This window comes from Celeribacter naphthalenivorans (assembly GCF_020524585.1).
Classification (GTDB): domain Bacteria; phylum Pseudomonadota; class Alphaproteobacteria; order Rhodobacterales; family Rhodobacteraceae; genus Celeribacter; species Celeribacter naphthalenivorans.
In genome coordinates, this window is sequence record NZ_JAIVLK010000004.1 from 392,776 (window position 1) to 404,222 (window position 11,447).

An 11,447-nucleotide genomic window follows, 5' to 3' on the forward strand; every position below is an offset into this window, starting at 1 on the left:
TATGAAATACGCTCCTCTACTTCTTTTGGTCACGGTTGCCGTGCTGATCGCACTGCCGTGGCTGGTCTCGGGCTCCATGCTCAACGCCGCAGTTCAGATGCTGATCGCCGCCCTTTTCGCCATGGCCTTTGGCCTGTTGTGTGGGCAGGCCGGGATGCTGAGCTTTGGCCATGCCGCCTATTTTGGCGTCGGCGCCTTTGCCGCCGTTCATGCGATGAACGCCTTCGGGGGCGAAGGGCTTTTGCCGACGCCGCTCCTGCCGCTGGTCGGTGGCGCGACGGGCCTCGTGAGCGGGCTTCTGGCGGGCTATTTTTCCACCAAGCGGACGGGCGTCTACTTCGCCATGATCACGCTGGCGCTGGCCGAGTTGCTGCACGCTTTGGCACCACACCTCAAAACCGTCTTTGGCGGCGAGGCGGGCGTGTCCTCTTTCCGTATGCCCGCTTGGGGTATCGGATTCGGCTCGCTCAATGACGTCTATTTCCTGACGCTGGTTTGGACGCTTCTGTGCATCGGGCTTCTGTATCTCTTCAGCAAAACCCCGCTTGGGCGGCTGGCTCTGGGCCTGCGTGAAAACGCGCACCGTCTGCGCTTTCTGGGCTACAACACCCATGCACTTGGCACGTTGATCTTCGCCATCTCCGCCATGTTCGCGGGCATCGCAGGCGCGCTTCAGTCGATGAACATCGAAGCCGCAAACTACGTCGTGCTCGAATCCCACATCTCCACGGCCGTGGTGCTCAACAGCTTCATCGGCGGTGTGCGCGTCTTCCTCGGCCCGGCGATCGGCGGGGCTGTGATGACCTTCTTTGGCCATGTCACCTCCGACCTGACCCGCGTCTGGCTTTTGTACCAAGGCATCATCTTCGTGCTCGTCATGATGTTCCTGCCGCGCGGTCTTGTGGGCGAGCTGGTCGAACGCATCCGTAATCCCAGCGGCGAAGGCTTGGCCCGCACGCTCAGCACTTTGCTGGCACGTCTTGTGAGCCTCGCGATTGCCGCTTTCGGCGCCGTCTTCCTGATCGAGTTCCTGCAACGCTTCTTGTCGCCGGAATATCGCGCGGGTGTCACCGACGGCAACTGGCCCGACATCGCGCTTTTCTCTTATGACTGGGCGCCGCTCTCCGTTCTGCCCTGGGCCTTTGGCCTCGGTCTCTTCGGCATCGGCATCGCTTTGGTCACCATGGTCAACCGCCGCGTCGCGGCGCGCAAGGAGGCACAGGCATGAGCGATCCCATTCTGTCTTTGCAACATGTTCACAAGTCCTTTGGCGAGGCCCATATCATCCGGGATGCCAATCTCGATGTGATCCCCGGCGAACGCCATGCGGTGATTGGGCCGAACGGGGCGGGCAAGTCGACGCTGTTCCACCTCTGCTCCGGCCAGTTCGCGCCCTCGGACGGCAAGATCCTTTTGAACGGCAAGAACATCGCCGGGTTGAAACCGGCGGAGGTCAACCGTCGCGGTCTGGCGCGCTCGTTCCAGATCACCAACATCTTCCCCGGTGTGACGGTCTTCGAGAACCTGCGTCTCGCGGTGATGCGCAAGCACAACCTGCAGTTCGTGTTCTGGCGCTCTGCCGCGCGGCTTAGGGTGGTCAATGAGGAGGTCGATGATCTTCTGACCAAAATCCGCCTGACTGAGCGCGCGCAAACACTCGCCAGCCAGCTGTCTTATTCGGAACAGCGCTCGCTTGAGATCGGCATGACGCTGGCCTCCGATCCGCAGGTGATTTTGCTCGACGAACCGATGGCGGGCATGTCGCATGAGGAAACCGATTACACCGCCGGCCTGATCCGCGAGATCACCGAAGGCCGCACGCTTTTGATCGTCGAACACGACATGAGCGTCGTCTTCTCTCTGGCGCATCGCATCAGCGTGCTGGTCTACGGCGAGATCATCGCCACCGGCACACCCGAGGAAATTCGCGGCAATGCCCGCGTGAAAGAAGCCTATCTGGGCGAGGAGGCGGCGTGATGGAGAACGTGAACGACACCATTCTGTCCGTCGAGGGGCTGCACGCCCATTACGGCAAAAGTCACATTCTGCACGGCGTCACCTTTGATGTGGCCCGCGGCGAGGTCGTGAGCCTTCTGGGCCGCAACGGCTCCGGGCGCTCGACCACGATGAAATCCATCATGGGGCTGGTGCCGCCGTCTGAGGGCCACGTGCGTCTCGACGGTGTCGATCTGGCCGGGCAGCGCAGCTTTGCGATCTGTCGCCAGGGCATCGGCTATGTCCCGGAAGAGCGCGAGATTTTTTTGAACCTCACCGTCGACGAGAACCTCGAAATGGGCCGCCAAAACGGGCCGGAGGGTGCGCCGAAATGGGACGTCGAGCAGATGTTCACCTATTTCCCGCGCCTCAAGGAACGCCGCAACACCCGCGCCGGGAGCCTCTCGGGCGGTGAACAGCAGATGCTGACGATGTGCCGCTCGCTTCTGGGCAACCCGCTGGTGATGCTGATCGACGAGCCGACCGAAGGCCTCGCGCCCAAGATCGTGACCGTCGTCGGCGAGGTGATCCAAGACATCAACAAACACGGCGTTTCCGTGGTGCTGGTCGAGCAGAAACTCACCATCGCCATGCAGGTCTCGCATCGGGTCTGTGTCATGGGCCATGGCCAGATCGTTTTTGAGGGCACGCCCGATGAATTGAATGCCAAGCCGGAGATCACCGACGAATGGCTCGCGGTGTAAAGGAGATAGTGCGATGACATCTGCGATGAACATGACCGCACCGATGGAAATGGGGCTGACCGTGCGCGATCTGCCCAAGATGCTCGAATTTTACCAACAGGCCTTCGGCTTCACGATTGCCGCCGATGTGACCGTCCCCGCCGAAAAGGCGGATGTCGCGGCGCTGAGCCGAGGCGGCTACCGTGTTGTGCGGCTGCAAACCTCTTGGGGGGAGCGGATCAAATTGCTCGCGCCAGAGATCGCCCCGGCCGAGCGCCCTGAGCCAACGGACCACATTCTGGACCGCCACGAAGCGATGTACCTGACCTTCATCGTCGATGATCTGCGCGCCGTTGTGGCCCGCGTTGTCGCGGCGGGCGGCACTTTGATGACGGGCGATGAGCCGGTCGAGGTGCGCCCCGGCACCTTCCTCGCCTTCCTGCGCGACCCGGAGGGTCATATCGTCGAGATCGTCGAATATGCCGACATCACCGAGTATCGCGCAGACCTTGCGGAGGTGTCGGCATGATGTTCGATTTCACCAACCGCACGCTGGTTCTCACGGGGGCCAATGGCGGCATCGGTCGCGCCGTGGCGGAGCTGTTCCATGCGGCAGGCGCCAATCTGGTGCTGGCCGATCTCGATGGTGCCGCGCTGGCGGACTTTGCCGCCACGCTGACCTCTCCGAAAGGCGGCACGATTGAAACGCTCGCCGTGGACGCCGCCAATCCCGATGACGCCGACCGGATCGTCGCAGTCGCGGCCAAACTCGGCGGCATCGACTTTCTCGTGCCCTCCGCCGGCATCTATATGGCGGAGCCTTTCGCCGAGATGACCGACGATCAATGGCGCCGCACCCTGTCCATCAATCTCGATGGCGTCTTCTACCTCACCCGCCGCTCGGTCGACCATTTGAAAGCCGGATCGTCCATCGTCAACCTCAGCTCGCTCGCCGCCCATCGTGGCGCCAAGACCAACGCCCATTACGGCGCGTCGAAAGGCGCCATTAGCGCCATGACCCGCGCGCTCGCCAATGAATTGGCGCCGAAAACGCGGGTCAATGTCGTGGCGCCCGGTGTGATCGACACGCCGATGACGCGCGAGTTGATCGCGACGCGGGGCGACGACACGCTGCGCCATACGCCGATGGGGCGGACCGGGCAGGCGTCCGAGATCGCCACCGTCATCGCCTTCCTGTGCAGCGAGGCCGCAAGCTTTGTGAACGGCGAAACCATTCACGTCAACGGCGGGCTCTACATGAGCTGAGCCAGCGCAACGCGCAGAAATTTAACTGTTTTCAACCCGGCGACCCGAGGAGGGCGTTTCCGGGACCGGAGGAGAATTATCATGACCAGCACGTTCGATTTCACTGGACGCACCGCGCTTGTGACAGGCGCTGCTTCGGGCCTCGGCCTTGCCATGGCGCGCGCTTTTGTGGGCGCGGGCGCCAAGACCGTCCTTTTCGATCTGGATGAGGACGGCGTGCGGGCGGCGGCGGAGATGCTGAACGCGGATCACCCCGGACAGGTCACCGCCCTTGCGGGCTCGATCACCGATCCTGCGGCGGTGGAAGCGGCCTGTGAGGCGGCGGTGGCCTTTGGCGGGCGGCTCGATGTGGTGATGAACAACGCAGGCATTTCCGGCAATGCGCCGTCACTTGAATTGGACGAGGCGACGTGGCGTCGGGGCATCGACATCAATCTCAATGGTGCGTTTTTCGTGGCCCAGGCCGCCGGACGTGTCATGGCAGAACAAGGCGGCGGCAGCATCGTCAACACCGCCTCGATGTATGGCGTCGTCGCGGCGCCGGAACGTGCCGCCTATTGCGCCGCCAAGGCGGGCGTCGTGGCTCTGACCAAAGTTCTGGCCATCGAATGGGCCGACCGCAACATCCGCGTCAACGCCATCGCGCCCGGTTACGTGCGCACGGCGCTGACCGAAACGCTCGCGGCGCAAGGCCGTTTGGATATGGACGCTCTCAACGCGCGGGTGCCCGCCGGACGTCTCGGCACGCCCGAGGAAATCGCCTCCGCCTCCCTGTTTCTCGCTTCGGACGCCTCCGCCTATGTGACCGGCCAAACGCTGGTCGCCGATGGTGGCTGGTCCTCCTACAGCTATTTGTAAAGGACATCCCACATGCCGATCTATGACGATCTGACGCCGAAAGCCTTCTGGCGTGACATCAAAGCCTCCAAAGAGGATCGCACCGAGCTTGACCCCACCGTCGGGCGCACGATGCTGAGCCAATTGCACCTCATTCGCGCGTTCGAAGAGAAGGTGTTGGACCTCGCGGGGCAGGGGCTTGTGCACGGGCCTGCACACTCCGCGATTGGCCAAGAGGGTGGTGCTGTCGGCTCCGCCATGGCGATGCGCGGTTCCGATCAGGTGAACGGCTCGCACCGCGCGCACCATCAGTTCCTCGCCAAGGCGCTGGCCTATGCCGCGCCTGAGGGGATCGACCCGGAGAAGAGCTTTGGCGAGACGCTGCGGCACCTGTCGAAACGCACGCTGTCGGAAATTCTCGGTCTCTCCGAGGGCTTCTGCAAAGGTCGCGGCGGCTCGATGCACCTGCGTTGGGCCGAAAGCGGCAACCTTGGCACCAATGCCATCGTCGGCGGCGGTGTCCCCATGGCGGCGGGCGCGGCATGGGCGCATAAACAGGCGGGCACGGGCGATGTCGTCTACACCTATTTCGGCGATGGTGCGGTCAATATCGGTTCTGTGCTTGAGACCATGAACATCGCCGCCGCGTGGAAATTGCCGATCTGTTTCTTCATTGAAAACAACCGCTACGCCGTGTCGACCCATGTCGAAGAAGTCACTGCCGAGACGCGGCTTTCGGCGCGCGGTCTGGCCTTTGGCATCCCAGCGCTGAAGGTCGACGGCATGGACACGCTGTCCGTGTATCTGGCCTCCGAGGAAGCCAATAAGATCATGCGCGCGGGCGAAGGTCCGGTGGTGATCGAGGCCGATGTCTACCGCTATTTCCACCAAAACGGCGCGCTGCCGGGCTCTGCCTTCGGCTATCGCACGAAGGAAGAAGAGCAGGAATGGCGCGGCCGCGACCCGCTCGACGCCATGGCGCGCGACCTGATGGAGCGTCAGATCATCGGCGCGCAAGCCGTCGAAGACCTGCGCACTCAGGCGCAAGAGATGATGGAAGAGATCGCGGGCGAGCTGATCGAAGAGGTCGACGGCAAACGCCGCATCAAACCGGCGCTCTGGCCCGAAGAAAGCTTCCGCGATTTCGGTCTGCGTGGCGATCTGTCGGAGTTTGACGGCGCACGGTTCGAAGAGCAGGAAGAGTTTTCCGGCACGCTCAAGGACAATGTGAAATTCATCGACGCCGTGGCCGATGTGATGATGCGCCGGATGGAGACGGACGAGCGCATCGTTGTCATGGGCGAGGATGTGCACCGTCTGAAAGGCGGCACCAATGGCGCCACCAAAGGCCTGTCGGACAAGTTCCCGGATCGCTGCCTCGGCACCCCGATTGCGGAGAACGCCTTTACGGGTCTTGCCGCAGGTATGGCCGCCGACGGGCGCGTGCGTCCGGTGATCGAATTCATGTACCCGGATTTCATGTGGGTCGCCGCAGATCAGGTGTTCAACCAGATCGGCAAGGCGCGTCACATGTTCGGCGGCGACAATGCCATGCCTTTGGTTCTGCGCACGAAAGTGGCGATGGGCACGGGCTATGGGTCGCAGCACTCGATGGACCCGGCGGGCATCTTTGCGACGGCCCCCGGCTGGCGCATCGTCGCGCCCTCGACGCCTTATGACTACGTCGGGCTGATGAACGCGGCGCTTCAGTGTGAGGACCCGGTTCTGGTGATCGAACACGTCGATCTCTACGCCTCGAAAGGCGTAGGGCCCGCCGATGATCTCGATTACATGATCCCGCTGGGCAAAGCCAAAGTCGTCCGCGAAGGCGCGCGCGTCACCGTGCTGACCTATCTCGCCATGGTCGAAAAGACCCGCGAGGTGGTCGAACGTCTGGGTATTGATGCCGAAATCATCGACCTGCGCAGCTTGGATCGCGCCGGGCTCGATTGGGAGACCCTCGAGGCCTCTATCGAGAAGACCGGCAATGTGTTGATCGTCGAACAGGGCGCCTCTGGCACGTCTTATGGCGGCTGGCTCGCCGATGAGATTCAGCGCCGCTGTTTCGACGCGCTCGATCAGCCGATCAAACGGGTGCATGGCGCGGAAGCTTCGCCCAGCATTTCCAAAGTGCTTGAAGCGGCGGCTTGCGCCCGTCCGCAAGACATCGAGGCGGGCCTGCGCGAGGTCATGGCCGATCAGGGCTTGCCGCTTGCGGCAGAGGCTGCGGAATAAGGAGAGACAAGATGCCCAAGGAAATCATACTGCCCTCGCTCTCCGCCGGAATGGAAGACGCGGTGATCGCCAATTGGCTTAAGGCCGAAGGCGAGGCCGTGAAGGCCGGGGACACATTGGCCGAGGTCGAAACCGACAAGGCGACGATGGAATTCGAGGCCGACACGGACGGGGTGTTGGGCAAAATCCTCACCCCCGCCGGTGAGCGCGCCGATGTGAATGCGGTGATCGCGGTTCTGTTGCTCGACGGCGAAGACGCCTCTGTGCTGGACGGCTATACGCCGGGTGGGGCAGCGCCTGCGAAGACGGTCGAAGCGCCGGTTGAGGCACCGAAAGCCGAAGCGGCCCCGGTGGCGAAATCCTCCGACAAGATCGCGGCCTCGCCGCTCGCCCGCCGGATCGCGGCACAGAAAGGCGTTGATCTGTCGGGGCTTTCCGGCTCCGGCCCGCGCGGTCGCATTGTGCGGATCGACGTAGAACGTGCCGCCGAGGCCGGGGTCGTCGCTCCCGTGGCGGCTCCTGTAGAGGCCGCCGCTGCGCCCAACCTTGCGGGCATCGGTGAGTATGAGGAAATCCCCCATACCGGCATGCGTCGCACCATTGCGCGGCGGCTGCTCGAGTCGAAAACCACCGTGCCGCATTTCTACCTTGAGGCCGATTGCGACATCGAAGCGCTCATGGCGCTTCGGGCCCAGATCAACGAGGGGCGCGAGAAAGCGGACCGGATTTCTGTTAATGATTTCATCGTCAAAGCCGTCGCCAACGCGCTGGCCAAAGTGCCCGCCGCCAATGCGATCTGGACCGATGAGGCCGTGTTGCAGCTCAAATCCATCGACATTTCCGTGGCGGTCGCAACCGACGGCGGGCTGATCACGCCGGTGCTGCGCAATGCCGATCAAAAGAGCCTCGGCACGCTGTCCTCCGAGATGAAAGCACTGGCCGCCAAGGCGCGCGAAGGCCGTCTCAAGCCCGACGAATATCAAGGCGGTGGCTTCTCGCTCTCGAACCTCGGCATGTATGGGGTCAAGAGCTTCTCCGCGATCATCAACCCGCCGCAGAGCTGTATTCTCGCCGTCGGGGCCGCCGAAAAACGCCCCGTTGGGCGCGGCGATCAGATCGTGCTGGCCCCGGTCATGAGCGTGACGCTGTCGGTCGATCACCGCACCGTCGATGGCGCCGTGGGGGCGCAGTGGTTGGCGGCCTTCAAAGCGGGCATCGAAAACCCGATGAGCTTGTTGGTGTAACATGATCACGGGCCACACCAAAACGCTGGCGATCCTCGCCGATCCGGTCACCCATGTGCGCACGCCACAGGCGCTCAACGCGCGGTTCGAGGCCGAGGGCGTGGACGCCGTTTTGGTCCCGCTCGAAGTGCCGCCCGAGGCCTTGGAGCCGATGCTCAAAGGTCTCGCAGGCGCGCGCAATTTCGCGGGCGCCGTGGTCACCGTGCCGCATAAAACCGCTGTGCCTGCACTCTGCGATGCGCTGAGCGCACGCGCGGCGGCGGCGCAAAGCGTCAATGTCATCCGGCGCAGGTCGGACGGGTCGCTCTATGGCGATATCCTCGATGGCGAAGGCTTTGCACGCGGTTTGGAACATGCGGGCGTGACGCTTTTTGGCAAGCGTGTGTTCCTCGCGGGGGCGGGCGGCGCCGCGAGTGCCATCGCCTTTGCTCTGGCGGAACGTGGCATCTCGGCGCTGACCGTGGCGAACCGCTCGGTTGAGAAAGCCGAGGCCCTGATCGCGCGACTGTCGGCGCATTTCCCCGATGTGAAATTCGCCGCCGCCACGGACCCCGCCGGGCATGACATCGCGATCAACGGCACCTCTTTGGGGCTGAAACCCGAGGATGCGCTGCCCTTCGATCCAGACACACTCGACCCAGGCACATTGGTCGCCGAGGTCATCATGCAGCCGGAGATCACACCGCTTTTGCACGCCGCCGAGGCGCGCGGGCTCATGATCCATCCGGGGCATCACATGTTGGAGGCGCAGTTGACGGAGATGCTGCGGTTTCTGACGCATGAGGAGGACGAACAATGAGTTTGAGTTTGCAAGATCTGCGCGCCACCGGGCTTTTGCGCGACGCCAATTTGGTTGCCGGAGACTGGATCGAGGCTGTCCCTGAGACCGGCATTGCCGTGCACAACCCCGCCGACGGGTCGCTGATCGGCTATGTCCCGAAACTGGGCCGCGCCGAGGTCGCCAAGGCGGTCAAGGCGGCGGAAGAGGCGCAAAAGGCTTGGGCTGCGCGCACGGCGAAAGACCGCTCAAACGTGCTGCGCGCATGGTTCGACCTGATGATCGCGCATCGGGAGGCATTGGCGCAAATCCTGACGCTGGAACAGGGCAAACCTTTGGCAGAGGCGGCAGGTGAGATCACCTACGGCGCGAGCTTTGTCGAATGGTTTGCCGAAGAGGCGCGTCGCGTCTATGGCGAGACCATTCCCGGCCATCAGCCCGACAAACGCATCCTGGTGATGAAGCAACCTATCGGCGTCGTCGCCGCGATCACGCCGTGGAATTTCCCCAATGCGATGATCACGCGCAAGGCCGGGCCTGCCTTTGCTGCGGGCTGTGGTATGGTGTTGAAACCCGCGTCGCAAACGCCCTATTCCGCCATCGCCTTGGCAGTTCTGGCCGAGCGCGCCGGGCTGCCCAAGGGGCTCTTCAGCGTCATCACCGGTTCCGCCGCGCAGATCGGTGCTGAGCTGACCGAGAACCCGGTGGTGCGCAAATTGACCTTCACCGGCTCGACCGAAATCGGCGCCATGCTCTATGCGCAATCTGCGCCGACGATCAAGAAACTCGGGCTGGAACTGGGCGGCAACGCGCCGTTTATCGTGTTTGACGACGCCGATCTCGACGCCGCTGTCGAAGGCGCGTTGATCGCGAAATTCCGCAACAATGGCCAGACCTGCGTCTGCGCCAACCGCATCTATGTGCAGGACGCGGTCTATGACGCCTTCGCCGAGAAACTCGCCAAAGCGGTCTCAAACCTGCGCACCGGCAACGGTATGGAGAGTGGCGTCGAACTTGGACCGCTGATTGATGAGAGCGCGCTTGAGAAGGTGCAAAGCCATGTCACCGATGTGGTCGAAAAAGGCGGCCGCGTGCTTGCCGGTGGCAAACGCCATGCTCTGGGCGGCACCTTCTATGAGCCGACGGTTCTGGCCGATGTGACGTCGGACATGGCGGTCGCGCGTGAAGAGACCTTTGGCCCCGTCGCCCCGCTGTTTCGCTTCACCGACGAAGCCGAGGCGATCCAAGCCGCCAATGACACTGAATTCGGCCTCGCCTCCTATTTCTACGCTCAAGATGTGGCGCGGATTTTCCGGGTCTCGGAAGGACTTGAATACGGCATGGTCGGGGTCAACACAGGCCTGATCTCCACCGCTGAGGCGCCTTTTGGTGGGGTCAAAATGTCCGGTCTGGGCCGCGAAGGTTCGCGCCACGGCATCGAAGATTTCCTTGAATTGAAATACGTGTGTTTGGGAGGCATCGCATGAGCGGGACGGATCAGAATTTCGACCTCATTGTGATCGGCGCTGGCCCTGGTGGCTATGTTGCCGCCATTCGTGCGGCGCAGTTGGGGCTTAAGGTCGCCTGTGTCGAGCGCGAAAACCTGGGCGGGATTTGTCTGAACTGGGGCTGCATTCCGACCAAGGCGTTGCTGCGCTCGGCGGAGGTCTATCACCAGATGCACCGCGCCAAGGAATTCGGCTTGTCTGCGGGCGACATCGGCTTTGATCTCGACGCCATCGTCAAGCGCTCGCGCGGGGTCGCGGCGCAGATGAATGGCGGGATCAAGGGCTTGTTTAAAAAGAACAAAGTCACCGCGATCATGGGCGAGGCCAAGCTCGCGGGCAAAGGCAAGGTCGCGGTCAAAACCGACAAGGGCACCGAGACTTTGATCGCCCAAAACATCATCGTCGCCACGGGCGCGCGGGCGCGTGAGTTGCCGGGGCTGGAGGCCGACGGCGATCTGGTCTGGACCTACCGCCACGCTCTGGTGCCGACGCGGATGCCGAAGAAGTTGCTGGTCATTGGGTCGGGCGCCATCGGCATTGAATTCGCGAGCTTTTACAACACGTTGGGCGCCGACACGACGGTCGTCGAGGTGATGGATCGCGTGCTTCCGGTCGAAGACAAAGACATCTCTGCCTTCGCCAAAAAACAGTTCGAAAAGCAGGGGATGAAGATCCTGCAAAAGACCACGGTCAAGAAACTCGACCGTGCCAAAGGTAAAGTGACGGCGCATTTCGAAGCGGACGGAAAAGTCACCACCGAAGAGTTCGACACGGTGATTTCCGCGGTCGGTATCGTCGGCAATGTCGAGGGGCTGGGCCTCGAGGAGGCGGGCGTGAAAATCGACCGGACGCATGTCGTGACGGACGAATTCTGCCGCACGGGCGTCGACGGATTGTTCGC

The 11,447-nt window shown here is 62.8% G+C and carries 11 protein-coding genes; all 11 read left to right on the plus strand.

The features are described from left to right. The first annotated feature begins 1 nt into the window (after position 1). A complete protein-coding gene (locus LC094_RS11280) occupies positions 2 to 1,228 on the plus strand; it encodes a branched-chain amino acid ABC transporter permease (protein WP_226552889.1) in 1,227 nt (408 codons plus the stop codon). Next, positions 1,225 to 1,977: an ABC transporter ATP-binding protein gene (locus LC094_RS11285; protein ID WP_226552890.1), complete on the plus strand. Its 753-nt coding sequence runs from the start codon at positions 1,225 to 1,227 to the stop codon at positions 1,975 to 1,977. The genes LC094_RS11280 and LC094_RS11285 overlap by 4 nt, the downstream gene beginning before the upstream one ends. Beyond that, a complete protein-coding gene (locus tag LC094_RS11290; RefSeq protein ID WP_226552891.1) occupies positions 1,977 to 2,699 on the plus strand; it encodes an ABC transporter ATP-binding protein in 723 nt (240 codons plus the stop codon). The genes LC094_RS11285 and LC094_RS11290 overlap by 1 nt, the downstream gene beginning before the upstream one ends. A gap of 13 nt (positions 2,700 to 2,712) precedes the next feature. Beyond that, positions 2,713 to 3,207 (plus strand): VOC family protein, encoded by a 495-nt coding sequence (locus tag LC094_RS11295; RefSeq protein ID WP_226552892.1) that lies wholly within the window; start codon positions 2,713 to 2,715, stop codon positions 3,205 to 3,207. After that, on the plus strand, positions 3,204 to 3,944 hold the full coding sequence (locus LC094_RS11300) for an SDR family NAD(P)-dependent oxidoreductase (RefSeq protein ID WP_226552893.1): 741 nt from the start codon (positions 3,204 to 3,206) through the stop codon (positions 3,942 to 3,944). Before LC094_RS11295 ends, LC094_RS11300 begins: the two co-directional genes overlap by 4 nt. 81 nt (positions 3,945 to 4,025) lie before the next feature. After that, positions 4,026 to 4,802 (plus strand): SDR family NAD(P)-dependent oxidoreductase, encoded by a 777-nt coding sequence (locus LC094_RS11305; RefSeq protein ID WP_226552894.1) that lies wholly within the window; start codon positions 4,026 to 4,028, stop codon positions 4,800 to 4,802. Positions 4,803 to 4,814: 12 nt separating this feature from the next. Continuing rightward, complete coding sequence (locus LC094_RS11310) at positions 4,815 to 7,016, plus strand: alpha-ketoacid dehydrogenase subunit alpha/beta (RefSeq protein WP_226552895.1); 2,202 nt, start codon at positions 4,815 to 4,817, stop codon at positions 7,014 to 7,016. Between the two features lie 11 nt (positions 7,017 to 7,027). Next, the gene (locus LC094_RS11315) at positions 7,028 to 8,260 is read left to right on the plus strand and encodes a pyruvate dehydrogenase complex dihydrolipoamide acetyltransferase (protein ID WP_226552896.1); all 1,233 of its coding nucleotides are present in this window, start codon (positions 7,028 to 7,030) and stop codon (positions 8,258 to 8,260) included. Position 8,261: 1 nt separating this feature from the next. Continuing rightward, positions 8,262 to 9,059: a shikimate dehydrogenase family protein gene (locus LC094_RS11320; protein ID WP_226552897.1), complete on the plus strand. Its 798-nt coding sequence runs from the start codon at positions 8,262 to 8,264 to the stop codon at positions 9,057 to 9,059. Beyond that, entirely contained in the window at positions 9,056 to 10,525 is a 1,470-nt protein-coding gene (locus LC094_RS11325; RefSeq protein WP_226552898.1) for an NAD-dependent succinate-semialdehyde dehydrogenase, read from the plus strand. The genes LC094_RS11320 and LC094_RS11325 overlap by 4 nt, the downstream gene beginning before the upstream one ends. Further along, the coding region (locus tag LC094_RS11330; RefSeq protein ID WP_226552899.1) for an FAD-dependent oxidoreductase at positions 10,522 to 11,447 on the plus strand (926 nt) is incomplete at its 3' end. The genes LC094_RS11325 and LC094_RS11330, both read left to right, overlap by 4 nt.